Genomic DNA, 22,742 nt, shown 5'->3' with positions numbered 1-22,742 from the left:
GTCACAGGTCCTTTGCCAGACGGACGCCGGTGAACTGCCAGCGTTGATGGGGGTAGAAGAAGTTGCGGTAGCTGGCGCGGCCATGCCCTCGCGGGGTCGCGCAACTGCTGCCGCGCAGGACGAACTGCCCGTTCATGAACTTGCCATTATATTCGCCGACCGCGCCCTCTACGGCGCGGAAGCCGGGATAGGGGCGATAGGCGCTGCCGGTCCATTCCCAGACATCGCCGAAAAAGGCAGGGCCATCGGTGGCGGGGCGGGGCTCGATCGCCCCCGCTGCGTCCATCTGATTGCCGCTCGAAGCGTCGAAGCTGGAGGCCGCCGCCTCCCATTCCATCTCGGTCGGCAGCCGCGCACCGGCCCATGTGGCAAAGGCATCCGCCTCGTAGAAGCTGACATGCGTCACTGGCGCGGCCGGATCGACCGCGCGCCGCCCGTCCAGCCCGAACCGGGTCCAGCCGCCGTCGCGCATCTCCCAATAAAGCGGCGCGCCGACGTCTTCCGCCTTCACCCAGGCCCAGCCGTCCGACAGCCAGAGCCAGGGATCGCGGTAGCCGCCATCGTCGATGAACTGCATCCATTCGGCATTGGTGACGGTGCGGTCCGCCAGCGCATGGGGATGGAGCAGCGCATCGTGACGCGGCCCTTCGCAGTCGAAGGCGAAACCCTGTCCGTCATGCCCCATCTGCACGATGCCGGTCCGCCCCGCGATCCAGCCGATCGGGCCCGGCATGGCGACCGGCGTCTTGGGCAGGGGCGCATAGAGCGCGGGCTCCAGCGGGTTTTCGGAAAAGAGGTGGAGGATGTCGGTGACGAACAGTTCCTGATGCTGTTCCTCATGATGACAGCCCAGCGCCACCAGCTCGCGCGCCGCCTCGGGCAGGTCGGGCAGCGCGGCGAGCAGCGCCGCATCGACATGAACGCGATAGGCGCGCACCTCGTCCAGCGTCGGGCGGGTGATCATCCCCCGGCGGTGGCGCGCATGACGCTTGCCCTCGGCCTCGTAATAGCTGTTGAACAGGAACGGGAAGCGCGGATCGTGGAGCGCATAGCCCGGCACATGGTCGCGCAGCACGAAGGTTTCAAAGAACCAGGTCGTATGCGCCATATGCCATTTGGCGGGCGAGGCGTCGGGCATCGACTGCACGGTCGCATCGGCGTCGGACAAAGGCTCGGCAAGGGCGAGCGTCAGTGCGCGCACCGACCGATAGCGGGACGCCAGATGATCGGCAGGCGTCACGGCCGTCACGGGGGACGGTATTGTAGTCGGCATAGGGCGCTCCCCGGATAGCGGGGGACCCGGCCGGCCCTTTACCGTTCCGTGCGCACCCCTCCTGGAACCCAAAGAACGTCCGATGCGCCGCTTTGGTTCATCACCCGCGCCGCGACAAACAGCCAGTCCGACAATCGGTTGAGATAGGCGAGCGCAGGCGGATTGATCGCCTCCTCCTCGCCCAGCGCCACGCTGGCCCGTTCCGCTCGCCGGGCGATGGCGCGGGCCAGATGCAGATGCGCGGCCGCGCTGGTGCCGCCGGGCAGGATGAAGCTGGTGAGCGGCGACAGGCGCGCATTCATCGCGTCGATCTCCTTTTCCAGCCGCACGACCTGTTCGGGCAGGATACGCAGGGCGCCCTGGACGTCGCCGGGGGTGGCCAGGTCGGCGCCCAGATCGAACAGATCGTTCTGGATATGCGTCAGCGACGCGGCCAGCGGCCCGTCGATCGCCAGCAAGGCGACGCCGATCGCGCTGTTCGCCTCGTCCACCTCGCCGATCGCGACCATGCGCGCATCCGCCTTGGACCGGCGCGAGCCGTCGACCAGGCCGGTGGTGCCCTCGTCGCCGGTACGGGTGTAGATTTTCGTCAGCTTGACCAAGGGATCAGGTCCGCCCTGCCAGGAACAGCAGCAGCACGACGATGGTAATCGCCAGCGCCTGGAAGAAGATGCGCTGCTGCATCATCCGGTTGGACTTGAGCTGCGACGCGGCCGGCCCCTCGCCCTTCGCCTCGGCCGTGGCCTCCTGCAGGAACGAGATGATGCCGCGCACCAGCGCGACGACGGTGGCGATCATCGCCGCGATCAGCAGGATGACGAGGAAAGTGCTCATCCCCGAAGCTTACGCCTCCCCCAGCCGAAATCCAGCGGGAAGCATATTGCGGCGCAGCGCATCCGCCAGTGCGCGCCCATCTTCGCCACCCTCTCGCATCGCCGCCAGCGCGGGCGCGCCGTGACGCTTGGCCAGACGTTGTCCATCCGCCCCGACGATCAGCGGATGGTGATGATAGCGCGGCGTCGGCAGACCGAGCAGCGCCTGTAGCAGCCGGTGGACATGGGTCGCCTCGAACAGGTCGACGCCGCGCACCACGTCGGTCACGCCCTGCGCCGCGTCGTCCACGGTCACCGCCAGATGATAGCTGGCGGGCGCATCCTTGCGCGCCAGGATGACGTCGCCATGGCTCAGCGGATCGGCGACGATTGCCCCTGCGCGTTCGTCATGCCAGTAAAGCGCTCCCACCCGCTCGACCGCACGCGCCATGTCGATCCGCCAGCCATGCGGGTCCCCCATCCGCGCGCCACGCTCCTGATGCGACAGATGGCGGCACGTCCCCGGATAGAGCGGCGTGGCCCCATGCGGCGCGGACAGGCTGGCGGCGATTTCGGCGCGCGTGCAGAAACAGGGATAGAGCAGGTCCGCCAACCGCCCCTGTGCCGCCGCATAATGATCCAGTCGTTCGGACTGGAAGGACAGATCGTCCCATTCCAGCCCCAGCCATTCCAGGTCGCGAAAGATCGTCTCGACATGTTCGGGGCGGCTGCGCGTGCCGTCGATATCCTCGATCCTGAGCAGGAAACGGCCACCGCCGCGCCGCGCCAGATCATGCGCGCGAACCGCCGACAGGGCATGGCCCAGATGCAGCCGCCCGGTCGGGCTGGGCGCGAAACGCGTCACGGGACCCACTCCGCTCATCGCCCACCCCCTTGACCGCGATTCCCGTCCCATGCTGTCATAGCCCGGACTGTCATAGCCATGTCACGCTGCTGGGCGAAAGGCGCAGCAGTACCACGAAGGGAGGAGCTGTGTTTCATCCCGACCTGATCCGACACCCGGATAGTTGTCCGGCGCTCGTACTGAATGCGGATTATACGCCGCTGTCCTATTACCCGCTGTCGGTCTGGCCCTGGCAGACCGCGGTGAAGGCCGTGTTCCTCGACCGGGTGGATATCGTCGCCCATTATGAGCGCGAGGTGCGCAGCCCGACCGCCAAGGTCAAGCTGCCCTCGGTCATCGCGCTGAAGCAATTCGTGAAGCCGTCGCAATTCCCGGCCTTTACTCGCTTCAACCTGTTCCTGCGCGACCGTTTTTCCTGCCAATATTGCGGATCGCACCGCGACCTGACCTTCGACCATGTCATTCCCCGCGCCCAAGGCGGCCGGACGACCTGGGAAAATGTCGTCACCGCCTGTGCGCCCTGCAATCTGAAGAAGGGCGGACGCACGCCGCGACAGGCCGGAATGCCGCTGCATATCGAGCCGATCCGCCCGACAAACTGGCATTTGCAGGAGCATGGCCGCAGCTTCCCGCCCAATTATCTGCATGAAACATGGCACGACTGGCTGTACTGGGACGTTGAGCTGGAAGCGTAACGAACCGTTGGGAGTCGGGAATGCGGGATTGGGCGATAGGCCTCGGGCTGGTGGCGATGATGGCGACGGCGGCGTGCGGCAAGAAGGAAGAGAATCGTGCCGAAGCCGATCGCGCCGCCGCCAAGGCCGGCTTCGTTCCGCCATCCGTGACCAGCCGTGTCGATTTCGGCGGCATGATGGCGCGCCGCTTCCGCGAACTGGACCGCGACGGCAATGACATCATCACCGCCGAGGAAATGCCCACCACCAATTCGCGTCTGTGGGGACTGGACCGCAACAAAGACGGCGAGATCACCGAAAGCGAATTTTTCGAGGGGATGCTGGCGCGGTTCGACCGGATGGACCTGAACCGCGACGGCACGGTGACATCTGAGGAACGCGAAGCCTCGCGCACCGAACGCCCCGCCGCGCCGACCAACCCGGTGGCGACGGGGGCCACCAACGGCGCACCAGGGAATATGAACTGAGCCGAACGAGGGCCGCCGCCGGATCGTTCGCCGTGCAACTCTCCCCTCAACAGGGATCGGCGCTGGGAAGGATCGGCAGTGATCGCTCCCACTCTCCACCATGCGCCGGCTCGATCGCCAGCACGAGGCGACGATCACCGCCAGGCGGCGCACGGTGAAGGATCATGGGCGGGTCCAGCAGCATCCGCCCCTTGAACACGCCCACCGCCCCGGTCGGAACCTCGCAGATCGCGTCCAGCCCATCGACGCAGCACCATTGGATGCCTGGGCCGATATAGGTGCATCGCAGCGCGAGGGGGGGGCGGTCGGCGTGGAACTGATAGCCGTCCCCTCCGTGGCCGACCGCGAGCCGGACGCGCAGGCGATCCTCGCCGCTCAGCGCGGCGAGACGCCGGACGAGACGGTCGATGTCCGCCCCCAGCATCTCGCACACCGCCCGCGCATATCCCGCCGCGTGCAAGGAGGCCTCGACCGACCCACCGAGATCGGTCTCGACCGACAGGCTGTCGACACCGTTCAGGTCGAGCGCGTCCAGCGCCGCCCGAAGCGGCGGGGGCAACCGACGCCACCAGATGGCCAAAGCCGTATCGGGCCGCGCGATATGATCGAGCAGCGCGCTATCGCCACCGATGGCGACCCGCCGCGCCATGCCGATCGCGGTCATCGCCCCCGCGCTACGGCTGATAGGGCAGCGACGACTGGTGAAGGATGATCCGCACCTTCCCATCCTCGCATTGCTTGAACACGAAGCTCTTGTTCACGAAGATGTGGCTGTCATCCTCGCCGATGAAGTGGACGTTGCACTGCACGATCGCCAGATCGCCGTGCAAGATATAGTCGAGCTTGCTGTACCAGGCCTTCACCCAGGGCTTCAGCTTGAACCCCTTGTCGTCCGGAAAGTCGGCATTGCCGCCGATGAAATAGGCGAGCGCGCCCTCCTTGGTCGGTCGATAGGTCTTCGCGCCGAAAGTCAGCGTCGGTTTGAACAGCACCTTGCCATGGTCGTAATCATAATTGTCGCTCAGGATCCGGGAGGCGAAGGCCACGACGTCGCCGCCTTCGGCATGAACCCGGCCGACCGCCACCACATTGTCGCACCATGTCTGTAACGCCGTGTGGACCAGCTCTTCGGTAAACATAGCCCCTACCTTTCTCTAATGATCGTGGTGTCGTCCGGCGCCTGCGCGATCGCGCTTCCGCCAGTTGCAAACCACGCCAACCCATATTGTTAATGATATTACATATCTTCGCTAATGTGTGAGGAAATCTTGCTGTTGCCGCTGCCCCGATCGATGAAGCTGCGAACCGATTCGCTTAAACGCAACTTTAGGGCATGACGGCACAAGATATTATATGAACATTGCCATCTGCAATCGGTTGACGCCCGGCCTATTGCGTTGCAGCAATGCGCGCATGAACAAATTGCCTCCCATCGCGAACAACGCTGATATCCGTTTCCTGGGCTCGCAACTGGGCGATGTGATCCGCCGCTATGGTGGAGACGCGCTGTTCGAGGCGACCGAGGCGATTCGCCGTGCGTCGGTCGACCGCTATCGCGGGCTGGGCGAGGACGGTTCTGTCGACCTGCAACTCGAACGGCTGGCGCTCGACGAGACGCTGGATTTCGTGCGCGGTTTCATGCTGTTCTCGATGCTCGCCAATCTGGCCGAGGATCGGCAGGGGATCGCGCGCGAGCCGGGCACCGATATTGGCGAAGTGCTGGAGACTTTGGCGGCCAAGGGCATCGACCGAGAGGCGGCGATGGAGTTGCTGGCCCGCGCGCTCGTTGTCCCCGTGCTGACCGCGCACCCGACCGAGGTGCGCCGCAAGAGCATGATCGACCACCGCAACCGAATCGCCGAATTGCTGGCGATGCGCGATGCGGGCCGCGACGTCACCCCCGATGGCGACGATGTGGAGGCGGCGATCGGTCGCCAGATCGCGCTTTTGTGGCAGACCCGCGTGCTGCGTCGCGAGCGGCTCTATGTCACCGACGAGGTGGAGACCGCGCTGTCCTATCTGCGCGACGTCTTCCTGCCGGTGCTGCCCGCGCTCTATCAGCGCTGGGACAAGGCGTTCGGCACGCGCGTCCCCGCTTTCCTTCGCACCGGATCGTGGATCGGCGGCGACCGCGACGGCAATCCCTTCGTCACCGCCGAATCGCTGACCACCGCGCTGGCGCGCGCGGCCGAGGCGGTGCTGGGCCATTATTGCGACGCGATCCACGCGCTGGGGGCCGAGCTGTCGATCTCGACCGGCCATGCCGAGGTAGACGAGGCGGTGCTGGCACTGGCCGAGGCGAGCGGCGACGAGGCGCTCAGCCGCTCGGACGAACCCTATCGCCGCGCGCTGTCGGGCATCTATGCGCGGCTCGCCGCGACGCATCAGGCGCTGACCGGCAAGCCCGCGCCGCGCCCCGGCCGCCTGACCGGCGAACCCTATCCCGATCCCAAGGCGCTGCGCACCGATCTGGTCGCGATCGCGCGCGGGCTGGCGGCGCGCGGCGACGGCGCGCTGGCGAGCGGCGGCGCGCTCGGGCGGCTGATCCGCGCGGTCGAAACGTTCGGCTTCCACCTCGCCACGCTCGACCTGCGGCAGAATTCGGCGGTGCATGAACGCGTCGTCGCCGAACTGCTCAAGGTGGCTGGGGTCGAGGCGGATTATCTGGCGCTGGACGAGGATGCGCGCATCGCGCTGCTCCGCCGCGAACTCGCCAACGCCCGACCGCTGTTCAGCCGTTATGCGGACTATTCGGACGAGACCCGCTCCGAACTCGCCATCGTTCAGGCCGCCGCCGATGCGCATGCCAAATACGGCCCGAAGTGCCTGACCAACTATATCGTCTCGATGGGCAAGTCGGTGTCCGACCTGCTCGAAATCAACCTGATGCTGAAGGAATTCGGCCTTTATCGTCCCGGCGAACCCGCCACTGCCGCGATCATGGCGGTCCCCCTGTTCGAGACGATCGAGGATCTGGAGGCGGGTCCCGAGATCATGCGCGCCTATTTCGCGCTGCCCGAGATCGCCGCCATCGTTCGCGCACGCGGGCATCAGGAGGTGATGATCGGCTATTCGGACTCGAACAAGGATGGCGGTTACCTGACCTCCACCTGGTCGCTGTCCAAGGCGTCGAGCGCCTTCCGCCCGGTCTTCGAGGAAGCGGGCGTTCGGATGCAGCTGTTCCACGGGCGCGGGGGCGCGGTGGGACGGGGCGGCGGCAGCGCCTTCGCCGCGATCCGTGCCCAGCCGCACAATACGGTGCAGGGCCGCATCCGAATCACCGAACAGGGCGAGGTGATTGCGGGCAAATATGGCACGCGCGATTCCGCATTGACCAATCTCGAGGCGATGGCATCGGCGACGCTGCTCGCCAGCCTGGAGCCGGACCGGCTGTCGGCGGCGGACAATGCGCGCTTCACCACCGCGATGGAGGAGATGTCGGCGACCGCCTTCACGACCTATCGCGACCTGGTCTATGGCACCGAGGGTTTCCGCACCTTCTTCCGCCAGATGACCCCCATCGCGGAGATTGCGGGCCTGAAGATCGGCAGCCGCCCGGCCAGCCGAAAAAAGTCCGACGCGATCGAGGACCTGCGCGCCATTCCCTGGGTGTTCAGCTGGGCGCAAGCGCGCGTCATGCTGCCCGGCTGGTTCGGCGTCGGCACCGCCATCGCGAATTTCGAGGACAAGGCGCTGCTGGCCGACATGGCCAAGAACTGGCCGTTCTTCGCCGCGACGCTGGCGAATATGGAGATGGTGCTCGCCAAGTCGGACATCGGCATCGCGCGCCGTTATGCCGGGCTGGTCGAGGATGAGGGCCTGCGCGAGTCGATCTTCGGGCGCATCCATGACGGCTGGCACCGCGCACGCGACGGCTTGCTGACCGTGACGGGGCAGACGCGACTGCTGTCCGACAACCCGGCGCTGGAGGCGTCGATCCGCCTGCGCCTGCCCTATATCGAGCCGCTGAACCTGCTCCAGATTGAGTTGATGAAGCGCCACCGCGCGGGCGAGGACGATCCGCGCATCGGCGAGGGCATCCTGCTGTCGATCAACGGCATCGCCACCGCGCTGCGCAACAGCGGGTAAGAACGTGACCGATTTCGTGGTCCGGTACGAAGGTGGCCTGCGCTGCCGGACCGAGCATCCCGACTCCGGCGCGGTGCTGGTCACCAATGCCTCGCAGGAACTGGGGGGCAGCGGCGAGGGCTTTTCGCCGAGCGATTTGCTGTCGGTGTCGCTGGGCGGTTGCGTGCTGAGCATCATGGCGATGGCGGGGCGCGTCGCCGGGCTGGAGCTGGCGGGCGCGACGGCGACCGTCACCAAGGAGATGGGCAACGCCCCGCGCCGGATCACGACGCTGGCCGTGACTGTGCGCGTGCCGGGCCACTATGACCCGGCCCAGCGCAAAAGGCTCGAAGCGGCGGCGGCGGCCTGTCCGGTCCATGCGGTGCTGGGCATCGAAGCGCCGATCGCCATTCTGTGGGACGAGGACTGACGCCTCGTTGTTTTTTCATTCCTCCCCGGCGCGGGGAGATGGCAGGCCACAGCGATGCCCTTCCTCCCTCGCCCCTCGCAGAGGGGAGAGGGTTGCGCAGACTTGGTCTTTGCGAAAGCAAAGGCTTAGTCGGAGCTGGGTGAGGGGTGGGCGCTCGCTTGGTGAGCGCGCGAGCCTTTGGGCTCGCTTAACCCCTCACCCAAGCTGCGCTAGCCAGCAGGCTGGCAAGCTTCGCTAACCCTCTCCCCTGTCCAGGGGAGAGGGGAAGAAGAAGCAATGCTGAATGTCGATCCGCCGGAAAGGAATTCAGCGCCCGACCTACCACGCCTCCTCGGCGGTGAAGCCCTCGACCATCGCGCGGAAGGTCGCCTCCGCCACATCGGGGTTCACCCCCTGCCGCGCGACCTTTTCGCGGATGGGCGCCAGGATCTGCCGGATTCGCACCTCGCCCAGATTGCGGCTGCACGGCGTCGGCGCGGGGCTCGCGGCGGTCAGCAGGGCGGCCGCTACGGGCGAGAGCATCGATCGCATATCCGATTCTCCCGGTGGAAGCCGGCGGACGGATACGCCCCCAGGCTTTGACCGGCCAAGCCCGCAGCCCTTCGATCGGCCGCGCGGACGGGTGCGGCCGTCGTGGATCGCTCAGGCGAGCGCGCGTTGCCGCTCGCCGCGTTCGTGCGCCAGCAGCCATTGCTTGACCGCCAGCCCGCCCGCAAAGCCGGTCAGCGTCCCGTTCGCGCCGATCACCCGGTGGCACGGCGTCACGATCGACAACGGATTACGGCCATTCGCCGCCCCCACCGCACGCGAGGCCCCCGGCCGCCCGATCGCGGCGGCCAGCGCGGCGTAGCTGCGCGTCTCGCCATAGGGAATGGCGTTCAGGCCGGTCCACACCGCTTTCTGGAAGTCCGTGCCCTCGGGATCGAGCGGCAGGTCGAAGGTGCGGCGCCGTCCCTCGAAATAGTCGCGCAACTGGCGCACCGCCTCGGCCAGCACGGCATGGGCGGGATCGTCGCGCCGTTCGGGCAATCGGACCCGCCCTGCCCGTTCCTCGGCCCACAGGATGGCGCGCAGGCCGCGCTCGCTGGCGACAAGGGTCAGTTTGCCGACCGGCGAGGCCATGGTGCATTCGCTCAACATGGGACCGACCCTAGCCGATCCCCGCGCCCCGCGCGTCCCGCTTCTTGCGGTCAAACCATGAAGGGCGCGGCGATCTCGGCGGTGACGCGGAGCAGGCGGCCAGTGGCGCGGTCGAGCAGCGCCCAGGTCGTCACCGCCTCCACCTTCACCTGCCCCTCGGCATCCAGAAAGCGGACATGCCGGTCGAACCGCGCGCCCTTGGGCGGGTTGGGGACCCAGGTTTCCGCCGTCACCGTTTCCCCCGCTACGACATTGCCGCGATAGTCGATCTCGTGCCGCGTCACGACCCAGACATGCGCCGCGACATGTTCGGGCGGCGCGACCGCTTCCCAATGGGCGGTGGCGATCTCCTGAATCCACTGGACCCAGACGGCGTTGTTCACATGGCCCAGCTCGTCGATATGGTCGGGGCCTGCGGTGATCTGGATCGAAAAGCGGCTCATGCCTGTTCGTTCGGGTCCTTGTACCTTTGCCACAGCGCGCGGACGCCCCAGCCGATCGCGGCGGCGACCATGACCAGCGCCGCCGCCATCAGGATATGGCGCAGGCTGGGACGATAGCGCGCCGCCAGTTCCTGGAACGCCTCGCCGAACAGATAACCGATGCCGACGAAGATCGAAGCCCAGCATGCGGCGGATGCGGCGTTGACCGCGACGAACAGCCGGGTCGACACCTGGCTGGTCCCGATCGCGACCGGGCTGATCGTGCGCAGGCCATAGAGGAAGCGGAAGGCGAAGATGAAGCCGACGGGATAGCGTTCCATCATCCGCGTCACGCGCGCATAGACCCGTCGCTTGCGCAGCTTGGCCACCCAGCGCCCGTCGCGCGACCGGCGGCCGATGGTGAAGAAGATCTGATCCGCCAGGAACGACCCCACCGCCGCCGCAACCAGCGTGGCGGGCCAGCCGATCAATCCCTGATGCGCTAGGATGCCGCCGGTGACGACCGCTGTCTCCCCCTCCAGCCCCGCGCCCAGCGCGATCGCCGCCACGCCATAGCGCGCGACGATCGCCTCGATGCTCAGGATTCCACTCCCATCTGCCACAGGACGAAGGCATGTTCCTCCGCGCCTTCACGAAGGCTCTCGAACCGGCCCGACTTGCCGCCATGCCCTGCCCCCATATTGGTCTTGAGCAGCAGCAGATGGTCGTCGGTCTTGGTCGCGCGCAGCCGGGCGGCCCATTTGGCGGGCTCCCAATAGGTGACGCGCGGATCGTTCAGCCCGCCCGAGATGAACATCGGCGGATAGGCTTGGCGCCGGACATTGTCATAGGGGCTGTAGCTACGGATCAGCTCGAACGCCGCCTTGTCCTCGATCGGATTGCCCCATTCGGGCCATTCGCCCGGCGTCAGCGGCAGCTCTGCGTCCATCATCGTGTTGAGCACGTCGACAAAGGGCACATCGGCGATCACCGCGCCCCAGAGTTCGGGGTCGGAATTGACCACCGCGCCCATCAGCTCGCCGCCCGCCGAGCGGCCCGCAATCGCGATCTGCCCCTGGCTGGTCCAGCCGCCCGCGATCAGCCCATTCGCGACATCGACGAAATCGTGGAAGGTGTTGGTGCGCTTTTCGAGCTTGCCGTCCAGATACCATTGCTGGCCCAGATCGTCGCCGCCGCGAATATGCGCGATGGCATAGGCGAAGCCGCGATCGAGCAGGCTCATGCGGCCCGTGGAGAAGCCCGGCGGGATCGCATAGCCGTAGGCGCCGTACGCATAGAGGAACAGCTTGCCCGATCCGTCGCGCGGGAAATCCTTCGGGTACACGATCGACACCGGCACCATCGTCCCGTCGCGCGCGGCAATCTTCAGCCGCTCGGTCCGGTACTTGTCGCCGTCATAGCCCGAGGGGATTTCCTGCACCTTCAGAACGGTCAGGCCGCCGGTCGCGACGTCGTAATCATAGACGGTGCCCGGCGTGACCATGGATTCGTAACCCAGCCGCAGAACCGACACGTCGTACTCGGGATTGTCGCCCAGACCCGCCGTGTAGCTCGCCTCGGGGAATTCGATCCGCTGTGGCACGGTCGGCGAGTCGTAGCGGTGGATGGCGATCCGGTCCAAACCGTCCTCGCGCCCCTCGACCACGAAGAAGTCCTTATAGCATTCCACCCCGGTCATGTAGAAATGCGGGTTGGGCCCGATCAGCTCGTGCCAGTCGCCGGGTGCCTCGATCGAGGCGGTGCACAGGCGGAATTGCGGGTCCACGTCATTGGTGTGGATGAACAGCGTGCCGTCATGCTCGTCCACATCATATTCGCGGCCCTCCTTGCGGGGGGCGACCAGGATCGGTTCGGCGAAGACATTGTCGGAGGGGACCAGTCGCACCTCGCTGGTGACATGGTCGCCGGTGGCGATCACGATCCAGTTGCGTGCGGAGGTCTCGGCGACGGCGACGCGGTAGCCCTCGTCATTCTCGTGGAACAGCTCGACATCATCCGCGACCGGCGTGCCCAGCTTGTGGAAGCGCGCATTGTCGGTCCGCCACTGGGCATTGGCCACGCCGTAGAGGAAACCGCTGTCGTCCTTTGTCCAGACGATCTCCGACAACATGCCGGGAATGACTTCCGCCAGGTGTTCGCCGGTGGTCAGGTCCTTGATCCGCACCTCGAACCGTTCGGAGCCATTGTCGTCGATCGCATAGGCGAGGTAGCGGCCATTGTTGCTGATCGAGAAGGCGCCCAGCCGGAAATATTCCTTGCCCTCGGCCAGCGCCGGTTCGTCGAGCAGCAGCTCGTCGGGGCCGCCCGCGACCGGCTTGCGCCACCATTTGCGATATTGCCCGCCCGTCTCGAACGCGGTCCAGTAGAGCCAGTCGCCATCCTTTTGCGGCACGGAGGATTCGTCCTCCTTGATCCGCCCCTTCATCTCTTCATACAGCCGCTCGATCAGCGGCTGGCGCGGGGCCATGACCGCCTCGAAATAGGCGTTCTCCGCCTCGACATAGGACAGGACGTCCTTGTCGGTGACCTCCGGGTAAGCGGGGTCCTTCAGCCAGGCATAGGGATCTTCGATGGTGATGCCATGCGCGGTGAAGCTGTGGGCACGGGTTTCGGCAACGGGCGGAGTCAGCGCAACGGGTTCGGTCATCACCCGGATGTAGCTAGGGTTGGGGTCTGCCGGAAGAGGCGGCGGCTCGGCTCTTTCTCATGCCATCCCTCCCGTTCACGCTGAGCGAAGTCGAAGCGCACGTTCCGCGCTTGGCCACGAAGGGAATCCCGTGGCCTTCGACTTCGCTCAGGCTGAACGGAGGGCGGGGTTACCTGGCCTTCCACCCGTCCGCCAGCGTCCAGCGATCCCGCCAGTGGAGCACCGGCGTCTCGCCCTCCCATTCCACCGGCAGCCAGACATAGCGCCCGTCGATCGCATTCTCCGGCCGCCAGCGATCCGCCATGAAGATGAAGCGCGGCTCGCCCCCCGGCCGCTCGGGCGGCAGGGGCAGGACGAAGGTCGATTGCGAGTGGAAGGTCGTCTTCTGGTCCATCTCGCTCCCGCGCACCGGATTGCCCAGCGAGCGCCACGGCCCCGTGACCGCGTCCGCGACATAGACCCGCCCCGGATTGGGCCGCCAGCCGGTCAGGCCCGATGCGAACATATAATAGCGCCCCTTCGCCTTGAAGAGCGCGGGCGCCTCGTTCCCGCCATCGGGCAGCGCGCGGACATAATAGCCGTCATGCCGGGTCCAGTCGGGCGCCAGCCGGGCGATCTGCAGCGTCGCATTCTCTTCCGAGGCATAGATGTGCCACGCGGTGCCGCCGTCGACGAAGACGGTCATGTCGCGCGCCATCTGCCCGGCGGGAAAGTCGCGCGACAGGATCGTGCCGGGCGTCTTGTCCTCGGCCGTCGCGTTGGCGGGCCAGATGCCGGGATTGACCCGGCCCGCGTGCAGGAAGCGGAACGGCCCCTGCGGCCGGTCGGCCACGGCGACGCCCGCCTGCGCGGCGCCATATCCCCGCCCCTTGAGTTCCAGATGGAACCACATCACGAATTTGCGGGTGCGCGGATTATGGACGACCTTGGGCCGTTCCAGGATACAGCCGCGCGCGATCGGGCTGGCGGGATCGTCGGACACGGACAGCGCGACCCCTTCGTCGCGCCAGTTCACCAGATCGGTCGAGCTATAGGCATGGACGCCGACCAGCGCGGTATTGCCGCCTTCGCCCTCGGTCTTGTGCTCGCCATGCCACCACCAGCGTCCGCCGTGCCGCAACAGCCCGCCGCCATGGGCGTTGATCGCCACCCCCTTCGTGTCGTTCCACACCTCTCCGGGGTGGAAGCCGTCCAGCCCGGCCGCCCGCGCGCCACCGCCCCCGATCAGCGCCGCCGCGCCCGCCCCCACCAGCATGTCCCGCCGGTCGATTATCATCCGATCCTCCCAAATGCCCGTCGCAGCGGATCGTATATCGTCTGACAAATTCCTCAAGCCCCCGGAGAGGCTCGACGCTGTACGGGCGCAGGGCTAGACCGGCCCCGTTTCCCATTGCTGTCAGGCCGCTTCCCATGTCCCATTCCGCCCGTCTTGCCGCCCTTCGTGCCGAACTGGCATCCCTTGGCCTTGACGGTTTCGTCGTCCCGCTGACCGACGAGCATATGAGCGAATATGTCGGCGACTATGCGCAGCGGCTGGGCTGGCTGACCGGGTTCGGCGGTTCGGCAGGCAGCGCGGTTGTGCTGGCGGACAAGGCGGCGATCTTCACCGACGGCCGCTATACGCTCCAGGTGCGCGAGCAGGTGTCGGGCGACGATTATGCCTATATCCCCGTGCCGCAGGACAGCGTGGCGGGCTGGCTGGGCCGCGAGACGGCGGCGGGCCAGCGGATCGGCTACGACCCGTGGCTGCACACCCGCCAGCAGGTCACCGACATGACCGCCGCGCTGGCCGATCGCGACGCGGAACTGCTCGCGGTCGGCGCCAATCCGATCGACGCGATCTGGACCGACCGCCCCGCCCCTTCGCCCGCCGTGATGACGGTGCAGGACGATGCGGTGGCGGGCGAGAGCGCGGCGGCCAAGCGCGCGCGGATCGGCGAATGGCTGGCCGAGCAGCGCGCCCATGCGGTGGTGCTGTCGGCGCTGGACTCGATCGCCTGGACGCTCAACGTGCGCGGCACCGACGTCGCGCATACGCCGGTCGCCTTGTCCTATGCGATCGTCCATGCGGATGGCGAAACCGACCTGTTCGTCGCGCCCGACAAGATCACGCCCGAGGTTCGCGCGCATCTGGGCAATGCGGTGCGGCTACATGACCGCGCGGCGTTCGAGGGCTATCTGACCGGCTTTGCGGGGCGGCGCGTCGTCGCCGATCCCGAGCGCGCGGTGGCGGCGATCGCGCAAGCGCTGGAGGCGGGCGGGGCCAAGGTGCTGGCGCTTCGCGATCCCGTCGTGCTGACCAAGGCGATCAAGAACCCCGCCGAGGTCGCCGGGCACCGGGCCGCCTCGGTCCGGGACGGCGCGGCGATGGTGAAGTTCCTGCGCTGGGTCGAGAGCGAATGCCCCAAGGGCGGGCAGACCGAACTGTCCGCCGCCGCGCAACTACTGGCGTTCCGCGAGGCGACGGGACTGCTCAAGGACACCAGCTTCTCGACCATCTCGGCCACCGGGGCGCATGGCGCGAGCCCGCATTATCACGTCACCGAGGAATCGAATGCGGCGATCGAGCTGGGGCAGCTCTTCCTGATCGACTCCGGCGGGCAGTATCAGGACGGCACCACCGACATCACCCGCGTCATGCCGATCGGTGCGCCCACGGACGAAATGCGCGACCGCTTCACCCGCGTGCTGAAGGGGCATATCGGGCTGGCGACGGCGGTGTTCCCGGACGGGACGCTGGGCGGGCACCTCGACTCGCTGGCGCGGCGGCCGCTCTGGGAGGTCGGTCTGGATTATGCGCATGGCACCGGCCACGGCGTCGGCGCGTACCTGTCCGTGCATGAGGGGCCGCAACGTATCGCCGCACCCAACTATCCCGGCGGCGCCGCGATGGAGCCGCTGCGCGCGGGCATGATGCTGTCCAACGAGCCGGGTTATTACAAGGCGGGCGAGTATGGCATCCGCATCGAGAATCTGGTGCTGGTCGAACCGCGTGAGATTGCGGGCGCAGACCGGGACATGCTGGGGTTCGAGACGCTGACCCTCTGCCCGATCGAGCGGACGCTGATCGTGACGGAGTTGCTGACGGCGGGGGAGCGGGACTGGCTCAACGCGTATCATGCGCGGGTGGCGGAGGTGCTGGCGCCGGAACTGGAGGGCGCGGATCGCGACTGGTTGCTGGAGAAGTGCGCGGCGGTCTGATTTTTTCGCGCGAAGCCGCGAAGAAGAAGAAGGTTGGTTCGCGCGGAGGCGCGGAGGTGTCTCGCCTGCCGCGCCAGCGGCCCTCTTATCTCGGGCGCTCAAGGATAGAGGGCGCTGCGCGCGTCATGTCTTCTCTGCGCCCTCTGCGCCTCTGCGCGAATAAAATTTCTACTCCGCGTCTCCGCGTCTCCGCGCGAACCAACCTTCTTCGCGCCTTCGCGGCTTCGCGTGAACAAAAACGCCGCGCGGGAGAGGCCTCCCACGCGGCGTTTTGCGCGCCTCACACGGCAAAGAAACTGGACCCCGGCCTTCGCCGGGGAACAGTGTTCCCTTTCCGCTTACCGCCCCAGCAGCACCCGCGCCTGGCCCGCAATCTGGGCCAGCATCGCGGCGTTGGGCTGTGCGGCCAGGCGGGCCCGGTCGATCACCGCCTTGAACTGGCCGACCCGCGCGGCATTGCGCTCCAGCCAAGCCTCGACCGCCGCTTCGGGGTCGGTCGCGCCCGCCCGGCCGAGGAAGTCGAGCCGCTGCTGCTGGAAATCGCGCGCCAGCCCTGCGATGAGCAGGCGCTCCCACGGATCGCTGGGGTTGATCCGCGCCGCCTGCCCCTGTGCCCAGTCGAGGCCCAGCGCCTGGCCCAGACGGGTAAAGGCATGGGTCAACCGCGTCTCGTCCAGCGTCAGCCGCTGGCCCAGATCGGCCAGCCCCACCGCACCGTCGAGTTCGGACACCCGCACCACCCGCGCCGCGAGTTCGGCCGGAGCCCCCGCCTCTTCGAGCACGGCGACCACCCGCGCGCTCTGCGCCTTGGCCTCGTCCCGGAGCAACGCGGGCGTTTCGGCCGCCAGCCGCTCGATCCCCGGCTGCAACCGCTCCAGCGCCGCGCCGGGCGAGGTGCCCGCCGGCATCGCGCGCAGCAAATCGGCGATCTGCGAACGGGTCGCCCGCGCCACCTCGTCGAACAGGGCGATACGCGCTGCTTCGGGCATCGCCGCCGTCTCGATCGCGGTCCACAGCCCGCCCAGGTCGAACAGCCGCTCGACCACCACGAACATCGCCGCGATGTCGGCCATCGCCGCGCCTTCCTCTTCCGCCAGTTCGAACGGGTGGAGGATGCCCATCCGGTTGACGATCCGGTTGGCGAGCTTGGTCGCGACGATCTCGCCGCGCAGGCGATGCTGGTCGATCGCCTCGCCAAACGCTTCCCGCATCGCGGGCGGGAAGGCCGCGTGGAGATCGGGGCGCAGTTCGTCGTCCAGCGCCAACGGGCTGGTCTCGATCGCGTCCTGCAAGGTCAGCTTGGCCGTCGCCAGCAGCACCGCCAGTTCGGGCCGGGTCAGCGGAATCCCGTCCTGCCCGCGCCGCAGCAGCACGTCGTTGCTGCCCAGCCCCTCGACCGCGCGGTCGAGCCGCCCGGCGCTCTCGAAAATCTCGATCACGCGGACATAGCTGGGCATCGCGCCCGCCCCGTCCGCCTCGGCGATCGACAGGCCCAAAGTCTGGAGCCGGTTATCCTCCAGCACGATATGCGCCACGTCATCGGTCATCGCGGCGAGCAACCTGTTGCGGTCGCCCTCTGCCAGACGGCCCTCGATCATCTCGCGGTTCAGCGCGATCTTGATGTTGACCTCGTTATCCGAACAGTCGACGCCCGCCGAATTGTCGATGAAGTCGGTGTTGATCCGCCCGCCCCGCTCGGCAAAGGCAATGCGCGCGGCCTGGGTGACGCCCAGATTGGCGCCCTCGCCGATGGCGGTGACGCGCAGATCCTCGGCATCGACGCGCAGCCGGTCGTTGGCCGGATCGCCGACCTGCACGTTATTCTCCGCCGCCGCCTTGATGTAGGTCCCGATGCCGCCGAACCAGAGCAGGTCGGCCGGGGCCTTGAGGATCGCCGAGATCAGCGCCGCCGGTTCGAGCGAGGTGGCGGTGATGCCCAGCGCCTCGCGGACTTCGTCCGACAGCGGGATGGTCTTGGCCGAACGCGGGAAGACGCCGCCTCCGGGCGAGATCAGGCCGGTGTCGTAATCCGCCCAGCTCGACCGGGGCAGCGCGAACATCCGCGCCCGCTCGTCCCAGCTGGTCGCGGGATCGGGATTCGGATCGAGGAAGATATGGCGATGGTCGAACGCCGCGACCAGCTTGATCGCCTTGGACAACAGCATCCCGTTGCCGAACACGTCGCCCGACATGTCGCCGCAGCCGACGACGCGGATGGGCTGGCTCTGCACGTCCACGCCCCGCTCGGCGAAGTGGCGCTGGACCGAGACCCAGGCGCCCTTGGCGGTGATGCCCATCGCCTTATGGTCATAACCCTGGCTGCCCCCGGAGGCAAAGGCGTCGCCCAGCCAGAAGCCGCGCTCCAGCGCCAGCGCATTGGCCACGTCGGAGAAGGTCGCGGTGCCCTTGTCGGCGGCGACCACGAAATAGGGGTCCTCGCCGTCCAGCACGCGCACGCCCGCCGGATGCACCACCGCGCCCTCGACGATATTGTCGGTGATCGACAGCAGCGCGCGGATGAATACGCGGTAGCTTTCCTTGCCCTCGGCCGCCCAGCCGTCGCGGTCGGTAACGGGCGACGGGAGTTGCTTGGGGTAGAAACCGCCCTTCGCGCCCGTGGGCACGATGACCGCGTTCTTCACCCGCTGCGCCTTCATCAGGCCCAGAATCTCGGTGCGGAAGTCGTCGCGGCGATCCGACCAGCGCAGACCGCCACGCGCGACGGGTCCGGCGCGTAAGTGGATACCCTCGACGCGGGGGCTATAGACCCAGACCTCGCGCCACGGCAGCGGTGCGGGCAGGCCCGGAATCCTGTGGCTGTCCAGCTTGAACGCCAGCGCTTCCTTGCCCGCCTCAGCAAAGGCATTGGTGCGCAGGGTCGCCGCGATCATGTCGCGGAAGCTGCGCAGGATACGGTCGTCGTCGATCGCAGAGACGGCATCCAGCCCGGCCGCGATCGCGGCATCGGCGGCGGCGAGGTCGCCGGTCGCCTTCGGATCATGCGCGGCGGTGAACCGCTCGATCAGCGCAGTCGCCAGCTTGGGCGCACGGCGCAGCGCGTCGACCACGGTGGTCAGCCCATAAGGCAGCCCCGCCTGACGCAGATAACGGAACCAGGCGCGGAACAGCACCACCGCCTGGGGGCTCAACCCCACATCGACGATCAGCCGGTTGAACGCATCATTCTCCGCCTTGCCCTCCAGCACGGCGGCGATCGCCCCCTCCAGCACCGCCGCGCCCTTGGGCTCGGTCGTCGCCTCGGTCTCGACGATGAAGTCGTGGACGAAGGGATCGGCATCGTCGCGCAACCGGGTCGGCAGCTCGCCGATCACGCGGAAGCCGAAATTCTCCAGCACCGGCACCGCGTCCGACAAGGGCAGCGCGCCGTTCAGCTTGTAGATTTTCAGCTGGCGATCCTGCCCCAGCTGGACCGGGAACAGGCGCACCGAGCGGCTCCCCTCATTCTCCAGCGACGCGAGACGCAGAATGTCGGCGGCGGCTTCGGCCGCGTCGCTGACATTGCGGTAATTGGTCGGGAAGCCATTGGCCCAGCGCAGGGCCAAGCGCGCCGCACGGGGCGCGGGCACCTGCTCGGCAAGCGCCGCCTCGACATCGGGCATCCAGCCGCGCACCATCTTGCGCAGCCGCTCGGACAGCGCCGCCGTATCGGGCAGGCGGCCGTCCTGGCGCAGGTCGATCGTATAGCGGATCAGCGCGACGACGCCGTCCTCCAGCGCGATCGACCAGTTGAGCAACGAGCCGTTCGCCGCCTCGCCCAGCATGTCGCCGATCGCGACGCGCCGCGCGGTGGTCAGTTCGTCGCGCGGCAGCCAGACAAAGGCGAACAGATGCCGCTGCAACACCGACCGGATCAGCACCAGCTCGGGCCGCGGCCGGTCGGCCAGCGACATGGCGGTCAGCGCCAGCTGCTCCAGCGCCTCGGCCGGGAAGGCCGTGACCAGATCATGCGGCAACGCGGTCAGCGCATGGGTCAGTGCCTTGCCGGTATGGCCACGCGGGTCGAAGCCGAACTTGGCCTGAAGCGCGGCGAGCCGCGTGCGCAGCACCGGCACCTCATGCGGCGGGCTGGCGAGCGCGGCGCTGGTCCACAGACCCGCATGGATCGACAGGCCAGCGACGCGGCCCTCCTCCATCACCGGCACCAGCACCAGGTCGAGCGGTACCGAACGATGCACGGTCGAGATCGCGTTGGACTTGAGCAGCAACGGCGCCGCCCCACCTTGCGCGAAATAGTCCAGCGCCCGCTGACGCGAGGTGTCAGCGAGCAGCGGCACCTTGTGCGGCGTCCGCGCCACGCCCAGCGCGGGTGCGTCACGGCCGTCCTCGAACCATTTCTCATGGCCCAGCAGCGTCAGCTTGCCGCCTAGGAACCACAGGAGCAGCGCTGCGCCCTCGCCATTCTTCTCGCCCAGCGTCGTCGCATCGGCGGCCAGCGCGTCCTGCAACCCCGACCAGTCGGCCACGGCGGCGCGGACATCGGCCAGCACCGCGCGCAGATCGTCGACCAGCCCGCGCCGGTCGCGCGCATCGGCGCGTTCCATTTCCAGATAGATGAAGGATTCGGACCGGCCGCCGGTGCCGATCGCCTGAAGCTCGCCCTCCGCATCGCGGGTCACGGGCAGGACGGGGTGGATCACCCGGTCGATCGCGATCCCGTCCGCACCGACCATCGCCGCGATCGAATCAACCAGGAAGGGCATGTCGTCATTGACGATGGCCAGCCGCATCCGGCGATGCGTGTCGTCGCCCGAGATCGGCTCCAGCGCGATCGACGGCTCGCCCGGCGCGCGCCGCCGGGCCACACCCGCGACGAAGGCCGCCGCGGCAGCCACCTCCGCGGGGCCGAACCCCTGCAATTCCGCCGGAAGGGCGCCCTGGGTCAGCCGTGCGGCAATCGCGTCGGCCATCGGATGCGACATATTCGGTGCCATGGGTGCAAGTCCTAGGCCCGCGTTCCGCCCCGCTCAACCCTTTGCCGCAAGAGAAAAGATATTACGCCGCAGCGCAATTATCAGCGCGTAGCGCGCAATACCCTTTCGGCCAGCCGTGGATCGCCCGTCACCGAACCGGTGATCGCCACGCCGCCCGCAGCATCGACATGGCCGACCAGCACCACCGGCGTACCCGGTGCGGCATCGACCGCGAAATCGACATGACCGATCACGCTGGGTTCCGCAGTCGGCTTGGCAGTCGCGGAATTCCACAAGGCCGCGGCCGGCTCCTGCGCCACCGACTCCGCCCGGCGGCTCGCCGATCGCAACAGGGCCGAATCGAGCGTCGCCTGCAAGAGCGGGTCCGCCAGTTCCTTCCAGCTGACCACGCCGTGCACGAAGTCGATCATCAACCCATCGGACGAATAGGGCAGCAGAATCCCACGATAGAGGGTGGTGCGCCCCCGCTCGTTCACGAACTCCGCCTCGAACCCGGCCGGGGCCTGATCCCGCAAAATCTGGTCGCAGTGCCCCGTCATCCTGGCGAGCAGCGACCGTTCGGGCACATCGGACACCCGCTTCGCCACCCCCGCCATGCCGCATTCCTCGCGAAGCGCCTGGCCGATATAAGCGATGGCGGGATCGCGCCGATCGCCCCGAAAGTCCAGAAGGACGGAATTGGCCGCGAAATCCCCGATCGCATCGGACTCGAGCGATCCGATCACCGGAAAACGCGCATCCCCGAGCAACGAGGCCCAGTGATGATAGGCCCGCGCATGCAATCGCCGTTCGACGACTCCCAGGTCGAGCAGCGCATCCTCGCCTCGATCCTCCGACCGATCCCCGCCGATGGGGGTTTCGGGGCGCGACGGGCTGTTCGTGACGGTCTTCCTGGCCATGCCATGGTCATGCCGACCTATAGTTAACCCCGAGTAAAGATCGCAAAGACGCTTGCCAGCCCCCCAACGACCTGTTAAGCGCGCCCACCTCGACCGGACACCAGCCGGTTCGATCGATCACGTGCCGCTTTAGCTCAGCTGGTAGAGCATCGCATTCGTAATGCGGGGGTCACAGGTTCGAGTCCTGTAAGCGGCACCATCTCCCCGAAAACATCAAAAAAACAACTGCTTGAGCAACAGCCTCGTGCCGATTGTAGCCCGCTGGTGTCGCCCATCACCTTTGCGGACCATGGGTTAAACGACTCTAATCGCGCACAAAATGGCAAGGCAAACTGTAGCCCCGAGGTGTCGCCCAATCGACTGCCGTGCGGCTTGTGGCGTCGAGGTGCGGTTTATCAGTATCGAACGCGCGTTCCGGCTGACCTGATCGCCATCGTTGGCAAGCCCCGGATAAATCGATCGTTGAAGACAGCCTCTCTCGCTGTGGCCAGACGATCAGTCAGGGAAATTGCTTGCGACATCGAAAGGCAGTTTGATGCTCTTCGGCAAGCAGGTGGCGCGGCTACCGTTCAAGACCGGGTCGTCATCGCGAAACCTAGCCCGGTTTGCCGCACCTCTTTTACGTCGTGCAGCTTAACGTTCGCCGAGGTTTGCGAGCGTTATCTAACCGATCCAACGATCAGCCGAACGTCAAAAAGCTCGATCGTCTACCGGTCCACGTTTGCGTAACCGTCCGGTTAGCCGCGTGTTGCCGACTGTCGCGTAGCCGTTGATGTCCTGACCTGTGGTGGTCTCCTTCTGGAGTCCAGAAGGAGGTCAGGAGATGGGGCGGATGGAGGTCATTGCCCGG

At 67.2% G+C, this 22,742-nt stretch carries 20 protein-coding genes and 1 tRNA gene; 7 read left to right on the top strand and 14 right to left on the bottom strand.

Annotation, left to right across the window (positions count from 1 at the left end):
* Nucleotide 1: 1 nt before the first annotated feature.
* Genes egtB through gluQRS form a run of 4 tightly spaced genes read right to left on the bottom strand, consistent with a single transcriptional unit; the run spans nt 2 to nt 2,968 of the window.
* Nucleotides 2-1,273, bottom strand: a complete 1,272-nt coding sequence (gene egtB, locus NZL82_RS13235; RefSeq protein WP_261270225.1) for an ergothioneine biosynthesis protein EgtB — start codon at nt 1,271-1,273, stop codon at nt 2-4.
* A gap of 38 nt (nt 1,274-1,311) precedes the next feature.
* Nucleotides 1,312-1,875 carry a cob(I)yrinic acid a,c-diamide adenosyltransferase gene (locus NZL82_RS13230; RefSeq protein ID WP_261270224.1) on the bottom strand — a complete coding sequence of 188 codons (564 nt, stop codon included), beginning with the start codon at nt 1,873-1,875 and terminating at the stop codon, nt 1,312-1,314.
* Nucleotides 1,876-1,879: 4 nt separating this feature from the next.
* On the bottom strand, nt 1,880-2,107 hold the full coding sequence (locus tag NZL82_RS13225) for a twin transmembrane helix small protein (RefSeq protein WP_261270223.1): 228 nt from the start codon (nt 2,105-2,107) through the stop codon (nt 1,880-1,882).
* Between the two features lie 9 nt (nt 2,108-2,116).
* A complete protein-coding gene (gene gluQRS, locus NZL82_RS13220; RefSeq protein WP_261270222.1) occupies nt 2,117-2,968 on the bottom strand; it encodes a tRNA glutamyl-Q(34) synthetase GluQRS in 852 nt (283 codons plus the stop codon).
* 110 nt (nt 2,969-3,078) lie between these two features.
* Between gluQRS and NZL82_RS13215 the strand changes: the two genes are divergently transcribed.
* Both NZL82_RS13215 and NZL82_RS13210 read left to right on the top strand, forming a co-directional pair.
* Nucleotides 3,079-3,645, top strand: coding sequence for an HNH endonuclease (locus tag NZL82_RS13215; RefSeq protein ID WP_261270221.1), 567 nt, complete (start codon nt 3,079-3,081; stop codon nt 3,643-3,645).
* Between the two features lie 20 nt (nt 3,646-3,665).
* Nucleotides 3,666-4,112 (top strand): hypothetical protein, encoded by a 447-nt coding sequence (locus NZL82_RS13210; RefSeq protein ID WP_261270220.1) that lies wholly within the window; start codon nt 3,666-3,668, stop codon nt 4,110-4,112.
* 46 nt (nt 4,113-4,158) lie between these two features.
* Here NZL82_RS13210 and NZL82_RS13205 read toward each other — a convergent pair whose 3' ends face one another.
* Together NZL82_RS13205 and NZL82_RS13200 are read right to left on the bottom strand one after the other, a co-directional pair.
* On the bottom strand, nt 4,159-4,776 hold the full coding sequence (locus NZL82_RS13205) for a DUF1826 domain-containing protein (RefSeq protein WP_261270219.1): 618 nt from the start codon (nt 4,774-4,776) through the stop codon (nt 4,159-4,161).
* A gap of 10 nt (nt 4,777-4,786) precedes the next feature.
* A complete protein-coding gene (locus NZL82_RS13200) occupies nt 4,787-5,251 on the bottom strand; it encodes a hypothetical protein (RefSeq protein ID WP_261270218.1) in 465 nt (154 codons plus the stop codon).
* A gap of 274 nt (nt 5,252-5,525) precedes the next feature.
* On the opposite strand from NZL82_RS13200, the gene ppc reads away from it, so the two are divergent.
* Together ppc and NZL82_RS13190 are read left to right on the top strand one after the other, a co-directional pair.
* Entirely contained in the window at nt 5,526-8,201 is a 2,676-nt protein-coding gene (ppc, locus tag NZL82_RS13195) for a phosphoenolpyruvate carboxylase (RefSeq protein ID WP_261270217.1), read from the top strand.
* 4 nt (nt 8,202-8,205) lie between these two features.
* On the top strand, nt 8,206-8,610 hold the full coding sequence (locus NZL82_RS13190) for an OsmC family protein (protein ID WP_261270216.1): 405 nt from the start codon (nt 8,206-8,208) through the stop codon (nt 8,608-8,610).
* Nucleotides 8,611-8,928: 318 nt separating this feature from the next.
* On the opposite strand, the gene NZL82_RS13185 is transcribed toward NZL82_RS13190, so the two are convergent.
* From NZL82_RS13185 to NZL82_RS13160, 6 genes are all read right to left on the bottom strand, one after another.
* Nucleotides 8,929-9,141 (bottom strand): hypothetical protein, encoded by a 213-nt coding sequence (locus tag NZL82_RS13185; protein WP_261270215.1) that lies wholly within the window; start codon nt 9,139-9,141, stop codon nt 8,929-8,931.
* A 111-nt stretch (nt 9,142-9,252) separates the two neighbouring features.
* Nucleotides 9,253-9,750, bottom strand: a complete 498-nt coding sequence (locus NZL82_RS13180; protein WP_261270214.1) for a methylated-DNA--[protein]-cysteine S-methyltransferase — start codon at nt 9,748-9,750, stop codon at nt 9,253-9,255.
* A gap of 50 nt (nt 9,751-9,800) precedes the next feature.
* Entirely contained in the window at nt 9,801-10,193 is a 393-nt protein-coding gene (locus tag NZL82_RS13175) for a thioesterase family protein (RefSeq protein WP_261270213.1), read from the bottom strand.
* Nucleotides 10,190-10,795: a DedA family protein gene (locus tag NZL82_RS13170; RefSeq protein ID WP_261270212.1), complete on the bottom strand. Its 606-nt coding sequence runs from the start codon at nt 10,793-10,795 to the stop codon at nt 10,190-10,192. The genes NZL82_RS13175 and NZL82_RS13170 overlap by 4 nt, the downstream gene beginning before the upstream one ends.
* On the bottom strand, nt 10,771-12,840 hold the full coding sequence (locus NZL82_RS13165; protein ID WP_261270211.1) for a S9 family peptidase: 2,070 nt from the start codon (nt 12,838-12,840) through the stop codon (nt 10,771-10,773). Before NZL82_RS13165 ends, NZL82_RS13170 begins: the two co-directional genes overlap by 25 nt.
* A gap of 169 nt (nt 12,841-13,009) precedes the next feature.
* Nucleotides 13,010-14,116 (bottom strand): glycoside hydrolase family 43 protein, encoded by a 1,107-nt coding sequence (locus NZL82_RS13160; RefSeq protein ID WP_261270210.1) that lies wholly within the window; start codon nt 14,114-14,116, stop codon nt 13,010-13,012.
* 134 nt (nt 14,117-14,250) lie between these two features.
* Between NZL82_RS13160 and NZL82_RS13155 the strand changes: the two genes are divergently transcribed.
* Nucleotides 14,251-16,041, top strand: coding sequence for an aminopeptidase P family protein (locus tag NZL82_RS13155; RefSeq protein ID WP_261270209.1), 1,791 nt, complete (start codon nt 14,251-14,253; stop codon nt 16,039-16,041).
* A gap of 338 nt (nt 16,042-16,379) precedes the next feature.
* Here NZL82_RS13155 and NZL82_RS13150 read toward each other — a convergent pair whose 3' ends face one another.
* Both NZL82_RS13150 and NZL82_RS13145 read right to left on the bottom strand, forming a co-directional pair.
* Nucleotides 16,380-20,981 (bottom strand): NAD-glutamate dehydrogenase, encoded by a 4,602-nt coding sequence (locus NZL82_RS13150; protein ID WP_261270208.1) that lies wholly within the window; start codon nt 20,979-20,981, stop codon nt 16,380-16,382.
* A gap of 92 nt (nt 20,982-21,073) precedes the next feature.
* Nucleotides 21,074-21,892 carry a hypothetical protein gene (locus tag NZL82_RS13145; protein ID WP_261270207.1) on the bottom strand — a complete coding sequence of 273 codons (819 nt, stop codon included), beginning with the start codon at nt 21,890-21,892 and terminating at the stop codon, nt 21,074-21,076.
* A 123-nt stretch (nt 21,893-22,015) separates the two neighbouring features.
* On the opposite strand from NZL82_RS13145, the gene NZL82_RS13140 reads away from it, so the two are divergent.
* Together NZL82_RS13140 and NZL82_RS19835 are read left to right on the top strand one after the other, a co-directional pair.
* Nucleotides 22,016-22,091 (top strand) — tRNA-Thr (locus NZL82_RS13140).
* 65 nt (nt 22,092-22,156) lie between these two features.
* Nucleotides 22,157-22,621 carry a DUF6538 domain-containing protein gene (locus NZL82_RS19835; RefSeq protein ID WP_405051377.1) on the top strand — a complete coding sequence of 155 codons (465 nt, stop codon included), beginning with the start codon at nt 22,157-22,159 and terminating at the stop codon, nt 22,619-22,621.
* The last annotated feature ends 121 nt before the right edge of the window (nt 22,622-22,742 follow it).

It is taken from the genome of Sphingomonas sp. LC-1 (genome assembly GCF_025371035.1).
Classification (GTDB): domain Bacteria; phylum Pseudomonadota; class Alphaproteobacteria; order Sphingomonadales; family Sphingomonadaceae; genus Sphingomonas; species Sphingomonas sanguinis_E.
Note: the sequence above shows the minus strand (reverse complement) of the source record. Positions and strands in the feature narration are given on the sequence as shown.

Bases quoted from the DNA above. Each gene is read 5' to 3' on its own strand.
- egtB (WP_261270225.1), bottom strand. From the start codon at position 1,273: ATGCCGACTACAATACCGTCCCCCGTGACGGCCGTGACGCCTGCCGAT.
- NZL82_RS13225 (WP_261270223.1), bottom strand. From the start codon at position 2,107: ATGAGCACTTTCCTCGTCATCCTGCTGATCGCGGCGATGATCGCCACC.
- gluQRS (WP_261270222.1), bottom strand. From the start codon at position 2,968: ATGAGCGGAGTGGGTCCCGTGACGCGTTTCGCGCCCAGCCCGACCGGG.
- NZL82_RS13210 (WP_261270220.1), top strand. From the start codon at position 3,666: ATGCGGGATTGGGCGATAGGCCTCGGGCTGGTGGCGATGATGGCGACG.
- NZL82_RS13205 (WP_261270219.1), bottom strand. From the start codon at position 4,776: ATGACCGCGATCGGCATGGCGCGGCGGGTCGCCATCGGTGGCGATAGC.
- NZL82_RS13200 (WP_261270218.1), bottom strand. From the start codon at position 5,251: ATGTTTACCGAAGAGCTGGTCCACACGGCGTTACAGACATGGTGCGAC.
- ppc (WP_261270217.1), top strand. From the start codon at position 5,526: ATGAACAAATTGCCTCCCATCGCGAACAACGCTGATATCCGTTTCCTG.
- NZL82_RS13185 (WP_261270215.1), bottom strand. From the start codon at position 9,141: ATGCGATCGATGCTCTCGCCCGTAGCGGCCGCCCTGCTGACCGCCGCG.
- NZL82_RS13180 (WP_261270214.1), bottom strand. From the start codon at position 9,750: ATGTTGAGCGAATGCACCATGGCCTCGCCGGTCGGCAAACTGACCCTT.
- NZL82_RS13175 (WP_261270213.1), bottom strand. From the start codon at position 10,193: ATGAGCCGCTTTTCGATCCAGATCACCGCAGGCCCCGACCATATCGAC.
- NZL82_RS13165 (WP_261270211.1), bottom strand. From the start codon at position 12,840: ATGACCGAACCCGTTGCGCTGACTCCGCCCGTTGCCGAAACCCGTGCC.
- NZL82_RS13160 (WP_261270210.1), bottom strand. From the start codon at position 14,116: ATGATAATCGACCGGCGGGACATGCTGGTGGGGGCGGGCGCGGCGGCG.
- NZL82_RS13155 (WP_261270209.1), top strand. From the start codon at position 14,251: ATGTCCCATTCCGCCCGTCTTGCCGCCCTTCGTGCCGAACTGGCATCC.
- NZL82_RS13150 (WP_261270208.1), bottom strand. From the start codon at position 20,981: ATGTCGCATCCGATGGCCGACGCGATTGCCGCACGGCTGACCCAGGGC.
- NZL82_RS13145 (WP_261270207.1), bottom strand. From the start codon at position 21,892: ATGGCCAGGAAGACCGTCACGAACAGCCCGTCGCGCCCCGAAACCCCC.